We start from the raw sequence: 17,365 nt of genomic DNA on the forward strand, positions 1-17,365 counted from the left end.
CTGATTTACACCCTCAATATTTATTCACCTTTATTTCACCGCATAATGTGCCTGCCACTCCCGGCAGGCGCGTTTGCTTTTATATGGACCAAAAATATGCAAACAGAAGCTGAAGTCTTAACTGACCATAATGAGCTAATTTGCTCGACCAGTATTGAATGCATCGTCACAGGGCGCGACGCTGCGCTGAGCCTGATAGAAATCCTGATTCATAAGCTTGATGACATCTCGCGGCTTACCTCCAGCATCGGTGGTGATGTAGCGGAGCATTGGGCGATGCGACAGGGCCATTCCTTTGACTGCTGGTTGATGCAACCGGTTGATAAAGCGATGCCGGTGATCACCCGTAATATTGACCGCAGCATTTGGCGCGATCTGATGCTGAAGTCCGGGATGTTGACCTTAATGGACGCTGAAGCCCGCAGCCAGTGGGCTAAAAATCTCGAAGGAGGAGATCTTCCGGCCATCAGCGAAGCCAACATCCTGAGCACCTTTGAACAACTCCACCACAATAAACAGGATGTTTTCGAACGTGGGATTATCAATGTATTTAAAGGGCTAAGCTGGGACTATAAAACCAATAATCCCTGCTGCTTCGGTAAGCGGATCATCGTTAACGGCCTGGTAAAGCACGACCGATGGGGCTACATCCTGAATTGGGGCTGGCGGCGTGACCAGATTGCGGATCTGGAGCGCATGTTGTTCCTGCTGGATGGTAAAACCATTCCCGATAACCGACACGATGTGACTATCCGACTGATGAACTTCATTCGTGATAACCCGCATCAGCAGGTTTTTGAGGATGATTTATTCTCTATGCACTACTTTCAGAAAGGCAGTGGGCATATCACGTTTAAGCGTCTGGATCTGGTGGAGAAGATGAATGATATCGTGGTGAAACACTATCCGGGGGCGCTACCCGCAAAATAAACGCTATCTGCGTAATGAGCTTCACCAGGAATTTCTGGCATACTAAGCGGATTACAGCATCGCGAGTCAGATGTAAGTGGAGGCGACATGGAAGATAAATACTTAACCCAATCCCCGGCAGGTGAATTCATTATGTTTGCCAGCGGTGACGGGAAAGTGCGTGTTGAATGCCGCTTTGAAAGCAATACACTGTGGCTCTCTCAGGGAATGATCTGCGAACTATACGGTAAAGCTAAAGCCACCATCAGTGAGCATATAAAGAACATCTTTGCAGATGGCGAGCTTGAAGAAAATTCAGTTGTTCGGTTTTACCGAACAACTGCCAGTGATGGGAAAAATTATCAGATTCAATACTTTAGTTTGCCGTTGATACTCGCTGTCGGCTACCGCGTTCGCTCCCCGCGCGGCACGCAGTTCCGCCAGTGGGCAACCCAGACGCTCCAGGAATACCTGATCAAAGGTTTTGTGATGGACGATGAGCGCCTGAAAAATCCGCCCGTGGGTTCATCGGCTGTACCCGACTATTTCGATGAGATGCTGGAGCGTATCCGCGATATCCGCGCCAGCGAACGTCGGGTTTATTTGCGGGTACGCGAGATCTTTGCTCTGGCCGCCGATTATCAACCGTCCCTCAAAGAAACCACGCAGTTTTTTCAAACCATCCAGAACAAGTTACATTTTGCCTGTACCGGGTATACCGCCGCTGAACTCATTCATCAGCGTGCTGACGCCTGCCAGCCGCATATGGGGCTGACCAGCTATAAAGGTGAAGAGGTGCGCAAATGTGACGTGACGGTGGCAAAAAATTATCTCACTCAGGATGAAGTCAGCGAGCTTAACCGCGTAGTTAACATGTGGCTGGATTTCGCCGAAGATCAGGCCCGTCGTCGTCAACAGGTCTTTTTACGCGACTGGCAGGATAAGCTGGATCAGTTCCTGCAATTTAACGACCGTGAGGTTTTGCAAGGGGCAGGTAAAGTCAGTAAGAAAATGGCCGATGAAAAAGCGCAGGCGGAATATAGCCAGTTTGCCGAGCAACAACGGCGTTTAAAAGAAGCCGAAGGTGAGAAAGATATCGCCGCTTTGTTACAGTGGAAAACAGAGCCTAAAAAGTAGCTCAGGATGTCCCCAAACCCCACAAGCAAAATCATTTGGGGTGCTTATGGGGGTTACTCATTTATCCAATACAAAATATAAACATAAAATCAATAAGTTAACATTCAAATACGATTCCTGTGATCGCCCGAGCCTTTATCCCCACACGTTGCATCAACCACCAGACTTTGCTTACACCACATTGTTCCCGATATCCCGCAGATCGAGACAGATCTTGCGATAGCCATAAACACAGCCCGATTCCAGCCAGAACTGCCTGATATACCCCGTCAGATTCAGGTCAACATGATGCCGTCGTGAATGTGGCGGCTTTATCCAGGCGTAAAGACTATGGGTAGTAATATCAAGACGTGTTGCGACGCTGGAAACAGAATGGCCGCGCTCAATAACCTGTTTTACCGCTTTAATTTTAAACACTTTGGGATAACGTTTACCGCTCATGGGCTCCTCTCTTTAAGTCATCTTAAATGACTCTGCGGTGTCTGTTAAACCTGTGGCGATTCACTCCTCCGTTTTATCCAGACGAAATTATCCTGATAATGTGCTGTAGCGGCTGAATGACTTAATGTCACACCATCCTAAACATTGAATAGTTGCTCAGTTACCTGATTTTTCATTGTTATCTATTAGATACTGCAAACATTTCATCTTTATACCCTTGTTCTCCATACGTCCTGTTTATTCGTAACCCCTCCCATTATTATATTTCAGCAGTAAAATACCCGTATACATTCTTATACCAGGTACTCATATTACTCCACATAATCGTGCTATTCACATTTAGAGATCACGTAATCGATCTACTGACGAAGACGAAGAAATCTCTATGTGTAAAGCCCGTCTCACTGAGCATCAGAACATCGCCGTAATTAAGTTGGTCGAAGCTGGACGAGCGGTTAAAAATATCTGCCAGGAGGCGGATATTTCTGAGGTGACTGACGACATCTATGGACATTAGGTTTGACCACATTATGTTTCTCACTAATGTGCTCCGGGAAAGAGTTTTCATCAGATGAGCAATTGAAAAGAGAAGCCAGAAGCTGAAGTTGCTTCGACCGATAAGTTTGTCGGTTGCTCAGACTATCACGATCAGAATTAAGTCAGATCGACTTATTGGCAAGGTATGACTCCCAGCGTTAAGTTACAAGATTTTCTCATGGCATTAGCATTACACCTCCTTAAAGTTTACATGCGTCTCTATAAAAGAGTCTTAAATTTGTATATAAGAAGTTGATGAGAGCACAAATGTCACCATTAAGTCATTGAATAACAATGCAATGAAAGAAAAAATCTTAAATTAGGTTTTAATAATAAGAATTCATTACAGGTTTACAGGAATTACTTTTATATTTCATCACATCACCCCGATAGTGACGAAGGCAGCAGACAGATGGTATTGAGAACCATTATTTATCACTCTCATGATTTAGCAAATAGTGCTGTTTTAAGATTTTTTCTGATATTGGAGATTATGTATAAAAATCCCAATGGGTGAAATACAAATCCGAAATGATGTATTACGACTGTCGGATCTGTCATGGTTCCTTAAAGCTGTATTTTAGGTCTTTCCAGGAGTTTATGACACTGACAATAATCCGCGACTTTTGACAGTCGTAGCACTGTATATTATCTGGATTGACACATTTATTTACCAATGAAATATTAATAGAAACATCGACGGGAGTCGTTCAGGATGATGAGAAAGCCTTCACAAATTGTCCATTGCATTAGTTGCGATTTATCCTGTCAATTATTCCCTGACAGCGCAGTACGGGTGCAATACTGTCATAATGCGGCATTTTCCATCTGGCCAGATGGTAATGCTTTCCTGAAAAAAGGGTTTATTGAAAAGTTATTGCTTGATAGACACAACCATTTATCCAGCGGTTTTATCTTTGTTGATTTTTCTTTCCCGAATCTTCGACGATTTACCGATTTGCAATGGGCTGACAGTCTGGCAGACAGTGGCATGCATATTGTCCTGATTTCTGACAGAAGTTTAACTCCGCTGGCCAATTACTGGATTTTGAAAAGCAATAAAATACAAGGAATTATTTATTCCGATGACGATGATATTGTGCAACAGCAAAAGATGCACCGCTTGTTTACCGGTCGGCTCGCCAACAGTAAACGTGGACGAACGCTTAACTATACGGAATTTATATTACTGAAGCGCTTTGTATCAGGAATAAGTATTCAGCAGATTGTAAATACTGACAATATTGATATTAAGAAACTTTATGTGCATAAGCTGCGGCTTGAAAATAAGCTAGGGCATAGCATTCATAAAATAATATCAAATATTTTATAGATCCGTTTCCATTTTTATTATTTCCATATTATTGCGATGTGGAAGACGCTTTACGCCATAATGCAGGAGGCAGAATGCCAACTCCCCAAAATTACTCATTCATCGCCATAGCGGTATCAGCAGCGTTAGCCTCTATGGTATTTCCCTCCCAGGCGGCCTGGGTTGACGTTGATAGTCTGCCATCCAGTGGGCTGGTCAGCCAGTTGCCGCCGGAATTACAGGCTATTATTCCCGCTCAGGCCAGTACCGGTTTCACCAAAGTCGGTACCATGCCCAACTACGTTTATCAGTGGAACACCGGCACCATCCCGGTTTATGGCAATGGCCTCACGCTTAATGGGCCGGGCGCGGAGGCGTTTGAACACACTGTCACGGTTATTCAAAACAGCGGGACGGGAAGTCCGGGCGTGATTTTTGGCAACGACCTGACCATTCGGACGCAGTCGGCGAATGCCGCGAATAATGGTAGAGACGTCGATGGCATCCGTACTCACGGCGCAAATACTCCGGATAACCCGGTATTTATTATTACCGGTGACCGTACCAACATCTACGTGGATGGTCAGGATGGTGACGGTATTAACGCCGGATATAACTCACTGGGCCAGGGTTGGACCGGATCGGCCAATATTTATGTCGGCGACGATCTGTATATCAAAACAACCGGTAGCCAGGGACGTGGAATTACAGCCAACGCCATGAGGGATGCGTCACGTGCCAAAAATACGATTGTCGTCGGCAATCGTGCACATATTGTTACTACCGGCGACAGTTCGGAGGGGCTGCGTACCGGACAAAGTGGTTCGTTGATTCGTCTGGGTGACGATGCAACCATCGAAACCTCCGGCGCATCCTCTACGGGGATTTACGCAGCATCCTCCTCCACAACCGAGCTTGGTAACAACGCTACTATTACGGTGAACGGTGCCAGCGCACACGCGGTATATGCAACTAACGCTACCGTTAATTTGGGAGAGAATGCCGCTATTAGCGTTAACAGCGCCAGTAAGGCTGCATCCTATAGTAAAGCCCCTGCCGGTTTATACGCCCTCTCCCGAGGCGCCATTAATCTGTCAGGCGGTGCGGCTATTACTATGGCGGGCGATAACAGTAGCGAAAGTTACGCCATCAGCACGGAGACTGGCGGCATTGTTGACGGTTCTTCAGGAGGACGTTTCGTCATCGACGGTGATATTCGTGCTGCTGGCGCCACCGCTGCCAGCGGTACGCTACCGCAGCAGAACAGTACGATTAAGCTCAATATGACGGACAACTCGCGGTGGGACGGGGCATCATACATCACCAGCGCTACGGCGGGCACAGGCGTTATCTCTGTACAAATGAGCGATGCGACCTGGAATATGACCAGCAGCTCAACGCTCACTGACCTGACGCTGAATAGTGGCGCAACCATTAACTTCAGCCATGAAGATGGCGAGCCATGGCAAACGCTCACCATCAATGAAGATTATGTAGGCAACGGCGGTAAGCTGGTCTTTAATACTGTGCTCAACGATGATGATTCCGAAACGGACAGGCTGCAGGTTCTCGGCAATACTTCAGGTAACACATTTGTTGCAGTAAATAATATTGGAGGAGCCGGGGCGCAAACCATTGAAGGTATTGAAATTGTTAACGTTGCTGGCAATTCCAACGGTACTTTCGAAAAAGCAAGCCGTATTGTTGCCGGAGCCTATGACTACAACGTGGTGCAGAAAGGTAAAAACTGGTATCTGACCAGCTACATTGAGCCGGACGAACCGATTATTCCCGATCCAGTGGACCCTGTTATCCCTGACCCTGTCGTTCCCGATCCGGTGGACCCTGATCCAGTAGACCCGGTCATCCCTGACCCTGTTATTCCCGATCCGGTGGACCCTGATCCAGTAGACCCGGTCATCCCTGATCCGACAATTCCTGACATAGGGCAATCTGACACACCGCCGATAACAGAACATCAGTTCCGTCCGGAAGTGGGCAGCTACCTTGCCAACAACTATGCGGCAAATACGCTGTTCATGACGCGTCTCCATGACCGTCTGGGTGAAACCCAGTACACCGACATGCTGACGGGTGAGAAGAAGGTCACCAGCCTGTGGATGCGTAACGTCGGCGCCCATACTCGCTTCAACGATGGCAGCGGGCAGCTAAAAACCCGCATCAACAGCTATGTGTTACAAGTGGGAGGCGATCTGGCACAGTGGAGCACTGACGGTCTTGACCGTTGGCATATTGGTGCAATGGCAGGTTATGCCAACAGCCAGAACCGCACGCAGTCGTCCGTGAGTGACTATCATTCCCGTGGTCAAGTCACCGGTTACAGCGTCGGCCTTTACGGCACCTGGTATGCTAACAATATCGATCGGTCTGGGGCTTATGTGGATACCTGGATGCTGTACAACTGGTTTGATAACAAGGTCATGGGTCAGGATCAGGCCGCTGAGAAATATAAATCCAAAGGAATTACCGCCTCGGTTGAAGCCGGTTACAGCTTCAGGTTAGGTGAAAGCGCGCATCAAAGCTACTGGTTGCAGCCCAAAGCGCAGGTGGTATGGATGGGCGTGCAGGCTGACGACCATCGCGAAGCCAACGGTACTCTCGTGAAGGATGATACCGCCGGTAATCTGCTAACCCGCATGGGCGTAAAAGCCTATATTAACGGCCACAACGCTATTGATGACGATAAATCTCGAGAGTTCCAGCCGTTCGTGGAGGCGAACTGGATCCATAATACGCAGCCTGCCAGCGTGAAAATGGACGATGTCAGCAGCGATATGCGTGGTACAAAAAATATTGGTGAACTGAAAGTGGGTATTGAAGGACAAATTACCCCGCGCCTGAACGTATGGGGCAACGTGGCGCAGCAGGTAGGTGACCAGGGCTATAGTAATACCCAAGGCCTACTGGGGGTTAAATACAGTTTCTGATTCAGGTAACAACAGAGCCGCTGATCTTCAGCGGCTTTTACCCGGAAGCGCTTTCATTTGGCTGATATGTTTCATGAACGGCTCCCAAAACCGCTTAATGTGTACAGAAAAATATCGGGCGTTTCCCGATGGTGAACATAAAGCCACGATGGCCCTGAGTCAGGATGGTGTAACTGATACTTTTCCCTGGATAGACATAAAAATCGGGTAAAACCGTCTCGATAACCGCATCGGACAGTGTTTCGTCACGCGTGACTTTGTTGATATCCGTCGATATAAAATGGGTACTGTCTTTATTTTCACTCCATACATAGGAAACATCACGGCGGATCACGCCGCTCATTTTATTATCGACGTAATACGTTCCGCTGATGGAAACCACCCCGGTACGTTTTTTCAGCGAATACATAAAGTCCAGCGTCAGGTTAGCCTGAGTGTTGTTATAAAACACAATCACAGGCGCCGTACATTTCTCTGGATCCCGCTTCTTTTCCGTATACAAATGAAAAAGATGCCCAAGCCCTACTCCCAGAAACAGTAGCGTCAGGCAGGCTAACATCAGTGCCTTTTTACCCATGTGTCACCCCGCGGAAAAAAAGCGTCACGCAGCCTGTATCACCGCGCGTTTTATAAGGTTGCTGACAAATCAATGCCGTAACCGCTGGGGTGCGACTGCTGGAAGGGAAATAGACCCATGGGTATTTCTGACAATCCATACCGGTTTTTAGAATCATTGACTTATAGCTAGCAAAGCGGCTACCGCTTTCGATATCTTCATTCCGCGAGAAAAAATGACAGCCCTGAGTTGTTTCAACCAGCGTGTAGCGATCGTAAAAATCCTTATCGGGAACGGTTTGCCAGCTGATAGTGCCAAGCAAAATACCAACAGCAAATGTCCCGGTCATCCAAAGTACAGGTACATAATGTTTAAACCAACGCCCTGACATACGCGGTGGCGTCTCACCCTTTTTTTCTATTGCCTGAGCGAAGTCTTTGCGGATGGTCATGAGGCTCACACCAGGCTCAATCTGAAAGCCTCTACGCGGAACCGTGATTATCAGCGTATCTTCATTTTCGCCAACGGTACGTAATCCGCGGCGAATAATGGAGATATTCTGATAAAGCGTATTTGCCGACACCACCATGCCGTCTTCTTCCCACACTTTTTGAAAGAATGTTTGTTGTGAGACGACGGAGGGGGCGTTTTCCAGCAGAAGGCGCAAGCAGCGGCTGGCGGGCGTTGTCAGAATAATGTTGAGATCTGGCCTCGATAATGACGCCAGGCGATTCATTTCTGGATTAAATTCAATATTATCGTTAATTATCCATAACATCGCATTGTTACCATGCCAAAACATAACGTAGTTGGAGAGGGTTAATAGACACCACTGAGTATAGTCTGATGCTGTGGCTGCGTAGCAGGACATGGATTGTCCCCTGCACATACCGATCATATAGAAGAGCGAGAGGCATAAGACATTAACAGGTAAGCGTAGACACTGCTTTTCTCATTATAGCAGACTCAGGAGTGAAAGTACGTTTGGTTTTCTTGTTCGTTAAGTCTCCTGTTTTGTATTGAGGTGAGAATATCACCTTTAATCAGGTGGCCAAATTTACTGTGCCGCTACGCTTTAATATCTCATAGATAAATCATGAGAAAATATATCCTGAAAATCTATATCATATGAAAGACAGGGTTTTATTGAACGTGTTCTCTATAATGGCTTGTAATATCCAAAAAAGCAGCACTCGTTATGTAGGGATAGTTTCCAATTTATTAAGAGTTACAGTAGCCATACTTAATAACAACACGCTTCCCACTTAATATTTAAGCTGTGCTTTATGTTATTTAAATATAAATAAGCTAACTCTTAATTGAACTATTTCAAACTTATACTAAATAAGTTTAAAACTATCTATCAGAAACAATTTGTAGGGATATAGCCTGTTTTTTCAATCAATAATCCTCTCTGACATGTAAAATAGAAACATTTATTCATAATATGAATATTGTTGTGATAACAAATTCGCGTGAAAGTAAATCGACTGAAGGTGATGCCGATGAATATTCCTTCAGAAAGAACTCAATAAGGTAATCCAGGATCGGCAACGGATTACTGTCATCAGCTTAAAAACGGAAATCGCCCCGGCGATTAATGACTTTAACACTGATAGTGATTATCAGTGAAAGGCAACAACAAGGAATGAATTATGTCTACACCCGCGAATTTTAACGGTCAACGCCCTGCCATTGATGCTAACGACGCAGTAATGCTGCTGATTGACCACCAAAGTGGCCTGTTTCAGACCGTCGGCGACATGCCGATGCCGGAATTACGCGCGCGCGCCGCGGCGCTGGCTAAGATCGCTACCTTATGCAATATGCCGGTCATTACTACCGCATCCGTACCACAGGGACCAAATGGTCCGCTGATTCCGGAAATCCATGCGAATGCACCCCACGCGCAATATGTCGCGCGTAAAGGGGAAATTAATGCCTGGGATAATGCCGATTTTGTACAAGCGGTAAAAGCGACAGGCCGTAAAACGCTGATCATCGCCGGTACTATTACCAGTGTCTGCATGGCTTTTCCAGCCATCAGCGCCGTCGCGGAAGGGTACAAGGTATTTGCGGTAATTGATGCCTCCGGCACGTACAGTAAAATGGCGCAGGAAATTACGATGGCCCGCGTGGTGCAGGCGGGCGTAGTACCAATGGATACCGCGGCGGTAGCCTCTGAGCTGCAACGTACCTGGAATAGGGAAGATGCCGCAGAATGGGCGGATGTATATACCAAAATATTCCCGGCCTATCAGCTACTGATTGAAAGTTATACCAAAGCGCAGGAAGTAGTAAAAAATAATGAACTGCTGGATTCTCAACGCGCATAAATAACGCCCTGAAGAGACTAAATAGCCCCATTTAATGGGGCTATTTTACTTGCCATTTTGGACCTGGGCAGAAAATCCTCACGTACTACGTGTACGCTCCGGTTTTTGCGCGCTGTCCGTGTCCAAACTGGCTGCGCCAATAACGCCTGGTGGGATAGGCTCTTAATCAAATACGCCATTAATAATCGCCGTGACCACCGCGGTACTGAGCGCGATCAGCACCAGATTATCCCCAATGATTTTCCACTCATAGCCCGGATAATAAGGTAATTGTCCCAGCATAGACGCCGGCACCGTTTTTTTAGCGATTCCCGGCGGCAGCGGTTTTCCTCTCGCCAGATTTTTCGCAATCCCCGGAGGTAAAGACTGATAACCCGTCAGCCCTAAATTCACTGCCAGTTGCCTGGCGACAGCATAGCTAATGTCCGACTCGACGTGATCCGGTTTACCGCCATTTTTACGGTGTTCCGTTTTTTGCCCGGCATTTCCTTTATGTCCGTTACCGTTATTACCCTGATTAGCCGCGTTATTACCATGTCCGCCGCCATTGCCATTTCCCGGATTCGCCAGCACAGGCGTAGCGCTCAGGGAAAACGTAATCAACGTCGCCAGGACGGCGGTTAAACCACGACGATTATTCATGATATTGCCCTTCTGATGTGGGATACCATGAAAATAGCGCCCCGCCATAAAAAGAACAACTACATCGATTCTTATTTTAAGCGGGGCTCGCCAACAGCAGCTTATCGTATCCAGATAGTCAGTAAAATCAGGATGATTGCTATCAGGACAACCTGATAAAAAATTTTGTCCAACCCTCTTTTTTGCATGGCGTCACCTCGTTATAAAACGATTTGCCAGAGGGCTAAACACAACACCAACAGGCTAATCAGTAAAAATATCAGCGCGATGATTTTATCGGGTGAGCGATTCATCTGGGCGATCCTCAAACATCATTAAAACCACTGGCCAAAGCGTTTGATATAAAAGCGCTTCATGCCTTGCGCCACCAGACAGTAGCTCAATAATGTCGCCACCAACCACGGGAAGTAGCTCAGCGGCAGCGGCTCCAGTCCAACCATCGCACCCAAAGGTGAGAATGGAATATAAATGCCTATCGCCATAATCAAGCCGGTCGTCAATAATACCGGCAACGTCGCCCGACTTTGGATAAACGGTATTTTCTGCGTCCTTAGCATATGCACGACCAGTGTCTGCGAGAGCAGACCCTCAATAAACCAGCCGGACTGAAAGAGCGCCTGCGCCTCTACGTTATTAGCCGCAAAGACGTACCACATCAACGCAAAGGTTGTGATATCGAAAATAGAAGACGTTGGGCCAATCCATAGCATAAAACGACCAATATTTTTCGCGTCCCATTTCCGCGGCTTACGCAGGAACTCTTTATCCATTTTGTCCCACGGCAACGACAACTGCGAAATATCGTACATCAAATTCTGGATCAACAGATGAATCGCCAGCATCGGCAGAAACGGAATAAACGCGCTGGCTACCAGTACCGAAAAAACATTGCCGAAATTAGAGCTGGCGGTCATATTCAGGTATTTAATGATATTGCCAAAGGTTTCCCGCCCTTTGATGACGCCTTCCTCAAGCACCATGAGATCTTTTTCCAGCAGAATAATATCTGATGACTCTTTAGCAATATCGGCGGCGCTATCGACGGAAATCCCCACATCCGCATCACGAAGCGCGGGCGCGTCGTTGATCCCATCCCCAAGAAAACCAACGGTATGACCATTTTTCTGTAGCGCTTGCAAAATACGCGTTTTTTGTAACGGCGTCAGCCGGGCGAATACTGCGCGTTTCTCCACTTCAGACGCCAGTTCGGCATCTGACATCGCCTCAACCTGGGTTCCGGTCAGGATATCGTGCGTATCAATACCCACTTCCAGACAGATACGCGCCGTCACGACCGGATTATCGCCGGTGAGGACTTTGACCGCCACGCCGTTATCCCGCAACGCGGCAATCGCTTTTCCGGCGCTCTCTTTCGGCGGATCGAGAAAAGTGAGCATCCCTTCGATGGTAAGTTCGGTCTCATCCTCCACACTTAATGTCGGATTGTTCCCGGAACCATCCAGCTTACGTGTCGCTATCAGCAATACACGGAATCCCTGCGCATTGTAATCTTCGGTTTTCGCCAGCAGCAGCTCGCGGCGTGTTTCCGTCAGCGCCACCACACGATCGCCTTCGCGAAGATGGGTGGCTACCATCATCATCTCTTCAACAGCGCCTTTGCAGATCAGGCATCTGTCTCCATGCTGCGTATCCTCCACCAGGACCGATACCCGGCGACGTACAAAGTCGAATGGCAGTTCATCGCGTTTAACGAAGCGCGCTTTTGTCGATGGCGCGATGCGACCCTCGCCAAAACGCAGTATGGCGCGATCCATCAAATTCCGGGCGCCGCTCTGGCTGCTACTATTCAGCCAAGCCAGCATCAATACCCGGCTGCTTTTTACACCGCTCACATCCAGATGATGCTCCAGAAAAATATTGTCCTGGGTTAAGGTGCCGGTTTTATCTGTACACAACACATCCATCGCTCCGAAGTTTTGAATAGCGTTCAGGCGCTTGACGATCACTTTGCGCCGCGACATCGCAATCGCGCCTTTTGCCAGGTTGGAACTGACAATCATGGGCAACATTTCCGGCGTCAACCCCACCGCAACCGCCAGCGCGAACAGCGAAGCCTCTACCCAGTCTCCCTTACTGAACCCATTGATCAGCAGGACAACCGGCACCATGATCAGCATAAAGCGTATCAACAGCCAGCTCACGCTGTTGACTCCACGATCGAAAGCCGTCTGGGTACGCGTACCCACAATGGATTTCGCCAGCGAGCCGAACCAGGTACGGCTTCCCGTCGCAACCACGACCGCTTGCGCTCTGCCGCTGGTTACATTGGTTCCCATCAGACAGATATTGCCCAAATCTAACAGGCTTTTATCTTTGTCAGGCAATTGCTCGCTGTCTTTACCTGCCACATCAGCCATAACATCGTATTTTTCTACGGGTAATGATTCACCACTAAGAATTGACTGACTGATAAAGAGATCGCGCGACGCCAGCAGTCGGACGTCGGCGGGCACCAGATCGCCTGCGGCCAGAAAAACCACATCGCCCGGCACCAGTTCTTCAATGGGAATCTCTTCCTGCACCGCGCCTATATTGCCCAGCCCACGACGCAACACCGTGGCGGTGGTGCGAACCATCTTTTTCAGCGCCTGTGCTGCTCTGTTAGTGCGAAACTCCTGCCAGAAACGCAATAACCCGCTCAAACTGACCATCGTCAGAATAATCAGCACGCCGGTGAGATCGGTCTCTTCGCCACGGCGTAACGGGAGCCAGTAATCCGTGATGAAACTGACCCCTGCCAGTGCCATCAGAACGTAAATAAACGGGTTATTGAATGCCTGCAGAAGCTGAACCAGCACCGGAGGAACTTGCTCATGCGCCACTTCATTGCGCCCATACACTTTCAACCGTTCGCCAGCCTCTTCTATCGTGAGGCCCTGACGATGGCTGTTCAGCCGCGCCAGTGTCTCCTCCGGGCTATGAAAAGCTTCCGCTTCGATCGGAAATACTTTTTTATGCTGCTTATCATTTTCTGACGCCGGGCGATTGATTTTCCGGTTTTCAATGTTCATGTCAGTCATGATGAATCCCCAAAATTAAGGTGTAGTGTTTCCTGCATATCACGCCCAGGGAATAGCGAACTCACGATTTGAAGGTGAATGCCCCGGGAGAATTATCTATGCATAAAAAAGAGTTATTGCTTACTCACTATTTTGAGTGGGTTTTATTTTATCGACTCGGGAATATCCATCATTCCCTCCTTATACGCCTGGCGTAATGTTGCAATTGAATAAAAAACTATTATTGACTATCAATGCTCCAGTGAATTGCGGTGATATTATCGTTATCACCTATTCTGGATATAATCAGCTCTCGCGTTTTACGATAATCAGCATGACCCACGAGCTCGGCACGAATTTCTTTATAGCCCTGTTCCTGAGCGGGGACCGAACCTAACCCTTGTAAACAGATCGCGGCCTCTTTTACGATATTCAGTAACCACTGACGAACCGCGCTCTCATCTTCTTTATTACAGGTTACTTTCAGGATATAACGTTTTTCTTCCTCAGCGGATATCGGGAGTTGATTTATACGCTGCGCCGCTTCACGCAATAAAATATTGGCGCAAAGAATAATGATCGTCGCCGCCAGCGCATTTTTGAACTGCCCTAAACCGCATAACACGCCGATGCCCGCCGAACACCATAGCGTTGCCGCAGTGTTCAGTCCGCGCACATTCATCCCTTCGCGCATGATGACACCCGCCCCCAGAAAGCCAATACCAGAGACAATCTGCGCCGCAATTCTCCCGGGGCTGTCTGGCGATGTCGTCATGGAGCTCAGAATAAAAACGGCGGCGCCTGTCGCCACCAGCGCATTAGTGCGTAATCCCGCCATACGTTGACGCCATTGTCTTTCCGCGCCAATCAGCGCGCCCAACAGCATAGCGGCCAGTAAATTCAAAATATAAGGAAACATTAACATACGTTCCTCCATTTTTTCTGGAAGAATAAGTACGTGCTATATTTAGCACACGACAAATTTCTGCCCTGAGGCAATTAGCGTCGTGTTAACGGCGGAGGAAATAAAGCGTGTTTAAACATGAACATGACGATTACCTCGCGACAATGCGCGTGTTGTAACATTATTGGGATGACAATCGTCACAAGGGGAGATTGCTGCCCACCGGTTCGGCAAGCAGCGCAGGAATAGCGTGCGTTAACTTGCCAGATGATTTACGTAAAAGTGACTGTCCAACATATTACTCCTGCATGAATTTGCGCTTATTATAGTCAGTCAATATGTTCTGTAAAGTGCAAAGGCGGGGATAGTGACGATTTGTTTAAGTTTGTTTGATATTTTCCTATGACAAAAAAATGACAATATTATGTCAATAACAGGCTCGTCTGAAATCATTAAACAATAAATTCCTGCTTAATGCTGGCGATAGCTCTGTTATGATGCCTGCACGTAAAAAAATAAAACAACATGACGAGGAAAAAATGGGTTCCACCAGAAAAGGGATGCTAAACGTCCTGATTGCCGCCGTATTGTGGGGGAGTTCAGGTGTTTGCGCGCAGTACATCATGGAGCAAAGCCGTATGTCGTCACAGTTCCTGACGATGATACGTTTATTATTCGCCGGGCTGATACTGGTGACCTTCTCCTTTATGCACGGCGATAAGATATTTTCGATTCTTAAAAACCGCAAAGATGCCCTGAGTCTGCTGATTTTCTCCGTGGTGGGCGCGCTCACCGTTCAGCTAACCTTCCTGCTTACGATTGAAAAATCCAATGCCGCCACCGCGACAGTGCTGCAATTTTTATCGCCGACCATTATTGTGGCGTGGTTTGCATTAGCGCGAAGAACACGACCAGGCATTCTGGTCTTAACCGCCATTCTTACATCGCTTATCGGCACCTTTTTACTGGTGACTCACGGCAATCCAACATCGCTGTCGATCTCTTCAGGCGCGCTGTTCTGGGGTATCGCCTCCGCATTTGCCGCCGCCTTTTATACGACCTGGCCTTCCAGGCTAATCGCCCAATACGGCACGCTGCCAGTAGTCGGCTGGAGTATGTCCTTTGGCGGCCTTATTCTGCTGCCCTTCTACGCTAAAGAAGGAACGCACTTTGCGGTGAGCGGCAGCCTGATTCTGGCCTTTTTCTACCTTGTGGTGATCGGTACGTCGCTGACGTTCAGCCTGTATTTGAAAGGCGCGCAACTGATTGGTGGCCCCAAAGCCAGCATTTTAAGCTGCGCGGAACCGTTAAGCAGCGCCCTGCTGTCGCTACTGCTGTTGGGGATTAGTTTTACCTTGCCGGACTGGCTGGGCACGCTGCTCATTCTCTCGTCAGTGATTCTGATCTCCCTCGATTCCCGTCGACGCGCGCGGGCCGCTTAACGCCGTTGATAATCACGATGACCGGGCGGAAGAGGGAAAAGTTTAATGGCGCTTTGCCTTAATCTCTTCGTCAGAAAGCCCGGTAATCATCAGCACCATCTGCCGATCTATCCCCTGTTCCAGCATCGTATGCGCAATACGCAAGGCTTCCTCCTGCTTACCTTGATGTATACCTTGTTGCACGCCTTCACGCTTACCTTTTCTGCGCCCCGATTCACGTATTCTGTCTACGATCGTCATTAATCTCTCCTTGTGTTGGGGAACACGACGCGCCACCTCGCGGATAAACTTGCCAAAACGAGGCGTGCTGCCATGCTGTATTAGCAAATAATTAAACAGCGCTTTTAGCTGACTGTCATTAGCGTTTCCCGTAATCAGAAGTACCGCTAAGCGCTCGACCAATCCCATCAGGTCGCGCTGACGTATATGCTTTTGTACCAGCTCCAGCATCGCGATACGTCGATGCTGCATGATCTCGTTATCCGGCACCACCGTAATGTCTACCAGTGGAAATGCCGTCGCATAAAGCTGACGCGCCAGTGCAGGATCGTCAAACTCATCCAGCCAGCACAGCGAAAAGGGATACGGGCTTTTCGCGCCATGGTAAAACAGCATGGGAATCACCAGCGGTAACGTTTTATGGCCAGCATCCAGATGGCGCTGCATCGCGGCAGTCGCGTAACGCATTAACCGGAACGCCATATGCGCGTCCGGCGTACTCTGATGCTCTATAACGACATAGATATAACCGTCGCCTTCACACGTTTTTAGCGACCAAAGGACATCGGAATAAAACGCGCGTAAATTTTTCTCGATAAAACTGTCTGGCGCCAGTTTCAACGTCGTCAGATCGCAACGTATTCTTAGCGAATGGGGAAGATGAATATTGAGAAAATCCCGCGCGGTATCCGGATGGCGTAAAAACGTTTTGAATACCGCATCATGAGGCGTGGACGTGGGACTTTTTTTCATGGCGATCCGTCACCTGAGGCATAAGATGACGCCACTGTACTCGCCAAAAATACAGACAGCATTCAGGAAAATTTAACCCTGCGAGGAGGCTCGAAAGGGAATCACTGACGGCTGCAATACGTACATTTTTGCCCAGCCTGCTACGCATTATCGCCCGGTAGCGCAACGCTAACCGGGCCTACAAATACACGTCATCTGTAGGCCAGGTA

At 48.1% G+C, this 17,365-nt stretch carries 14 protein-coding genes and 2 pseudogenes; 7 read left to right on the forward strand and 9 right to left on the reverse strand.

Annotated features, from left to right (window positions below):
* The first annotated feature begins 96 nt into the window (after positions 1 to 96).
* Together ACLD4F_RS17445 and ACLD4F_RS17450 are read left to right on the forward strand one after the other, a co-directional pair.
* Complete coding sequence (locus ACLD4F_RS17445) at positions 97 to 930, forward strand: DUF4942 domain-containing protein (protein ID WP_079981644.1); 834 nt, start codon at positions 97 to 99, stop codon at positions 928 to 930.
* Between the two features lie 87 nt (positions 931 to 1,017).
* Entirely contained in the window at positions 1,018 to 2,046 is a 1,029-nt protein-coding gene (locus tag ACLD4F_RS17450) for a virulence RhuM family protein (protein ID WP_000389730.1), read from the forward strand.
* A 127-nt stretch (positions 2,047 to 2,173) separates the two neighbouring features.
* Here ACLD4F_RS17450 and ACLD4F_RS17455 read toward each other — a convergent pair.
* A pseudogene (locus ACLD4F_RS17455) lies at positions 2,174 to 2,487 on the reverse strand (transposase); the annotation flags it as partial.
* Positions 2,488 to 2,872: 385 nt separating this feature from the next.
* On the opposite strand from ACLD4F_RS17455, the pseudogene ACLD4F_RS17460 reads away from it, so the two are divergent.
* The 3 genes and pseudogenes from ACLD4F_RS17460 to misL form a co-directional block, all read left to right on the forward strand.
* Positions 2,873 to 2,983 (forward strand): annotated as a pseudogene (locus ACLD4F_RS17460) (transposase); the annotation flags it as partial.
* A 756-nt stretch (positions 2,984 to 3,739) separates the two neighbouring features.
* A complete protein-coding gene (locus tag ACLD4F_RS17465; protein WP_000984808.1) occupies positions 3,740 to 4,357 on the forward strand; it encodes a transcriptional regulator in 618 nt (205 codons plus the stop codon).
* 74 nt (positions 4,358 to 4,431) lie between these two features.
* Positions 4,432 to 7,284, forward strand: a complete 2,853-nt coding sequence (misL, locus tag ACLD4F_RS17470; RefSeq protein WP_411010956.1) for an intestinal colonization autotransporter adhesin MisL — start codon at positions 4,432 to 4,434, stop codon at positions 7,282 to 7,284.
* A 94-nt stretch (positions 7,285 to 7,378) separates the two neighbouring features.
* Here misL and ACLD4F_RS17475 read toward each other — a convergent pair whose 3' ends face one another.
* Together ACLD4F_RS17475 and ACLD4F_RS17480 are read right to left on the reverse strand one after the other, a co-directional pair.
* Positions 7,379 to 7,843 carry a hypothetical protein gene (locus tag ACLD4F_RS17475; protein WP_079981675.1) on the reverse strand — a complete coding sequence of 155 codons (465 nt, stop codon included), beginning with the start codon at positions 7,841 to 7,843 and terminating at the stop codon, positions 7,379 to 7,381.
* A gap of 10 nt (positions 7,844 to 7,853) precedes the next feature.
* A complete protein-coding gene (locus ACLD4F_RS17480; RefSeq protein WP_001278062.1) occupies positions 7,854 to 8,711 on the reverse strand; it encodes a transcriptional regulator in 858 nt (285 codons plus the stop codon).
* A 784-nt stretch (positions 8,712 to 9,495) separates the two neighbouring features.
* Here ACLD4F_RS17480 and ACLD4F_RS17485 point away from each other — a divergent pair.
* Complete coding sequence (locus tag ACLD4F_RS17485) at positions 9,496 to 10,176, forward strand: isochorismatase family protein (RefSeq protein ID WP_000106461.1); 681 nt, start codon at positions 9,496 to 9,498, stop codon at positions 10,174 to 10,176.
* Between the two features lie 162 nt (positions 10,177 to 10,338).
* Here ACLD4F_RS17485 and cigR read toward each other — a convergent pair whose 3' ends face one another.
* The 5 genes from cigR to ACLD4F_RS17510 form a co-directional block, all read right to left on the reverse strand.
* A complete protein-coding gene (cigR, locus tag ACLD4F_RS17490; RefSeq protein ID WP_001065322.1) occupies positions 10,339 to 10,818 on the reverse strand; it encodes an anti-virulence regulatory inner membrane protein CigR in 480 nt (159 codons plus the stop codon).
* A gap of 101 nt (positions 10,819 to 10,919) precedes the next feature.
* Positions 10,920 to 11,006, reverse strand: coding sequence for a magnesium transporter protection protein MgtU (gene mgtU / locus ACLD4F_RS17495; protein ID WP_252515021.1), 87 nt, complete (start codon positions 11,004 to 11,006; stop codon positions 10,920 to 10,922).
* A gap of 12 nt (positions 11,007 to 11,018) precedes the next feature.
* The gene (gene mgtR / locus ACLD4F_RS17500; RefSeq protein ID WP_001082118.1) at positions 11,019 to 11,111 is read right to left on the reverse strand and encodes a protein MgtR; all 93 of its coding nucleotides are present in this window, start codon (positions 11,109 to 11,111) and stop codon (positions 11,019 to 11,021) included.
* A gap of 21 nt (positions 11,112 to 11,132) precedes the next feature.
* A complete protein-coding gene (gene mgtA / locus ACLD4F_RS17505) occupies positions 11,133 to 13,859 on the reverse strand; it encodes a magnesium-translocating P-type ATPase (protein WP_411010957.1) in 2,727 nt (908 codons plus the stop codon).
* Between the two features lie 220 nt (positions 13,860 to 14,079).
* Positions 14,080 to 14,775 (reverse strand): MgtC family protein, encoded by a 696-nt coding sequence (locus ACLD4F_RS17510; RefSeq protein ID WP_000392692.1) that lies wholly within the window; start codon positions 14,773 to 14,775, stop codon positions 14,080 to 14,082.
* Positions 14,776 to 15,281: 506 nt separating this feature from the next.
* Between ACLD4F_RS17510 and ACLD4F_RS17515 the strand changes: the two genes are divergently transcribed.
* Complete coding sequence (locus ACLD4F_RS17515) at positions 15,282 to 16,184, forward strand: EamA family transporter (RefSeq protein ID WP_000535970.1); 903 nt, start codon at positions 15,282 to 15,284, stop codon at positions 16,182 to 16,184.
* A 42-nt stretch (positions 16,185 to 16,226) separates the two neighbouring features.
* On the opposite strand, the gene ACLD4F_RS17520 is transcribed toward ACLD4F_RS17515, so the two are convergent.
* Positions 16,227 to 17,156, reverse strand: coding sequence for an Rpn family recombination-promoting nuclease/putative transposase (locus ACLD4F_RS17520; RefSeq protein WP_053445625.1), 930 nt, complete (start codon positions 17,154 to 17,156; stop codon positions 16,227 to 16,229).
* Positions 17,157 to 17,365 lie beyond the last annotated feature (209 nt).

The organism is Salmonella sp. 741265050_HSA, from assembly GCF_046569445.1.
Taxonomy (GTDB): Bacteria; Pseudomonadota; Gammaproteobacteria; order Enterobacterales; family Enterobacteriaceae; genus Salmonella; species Salmonella enterica.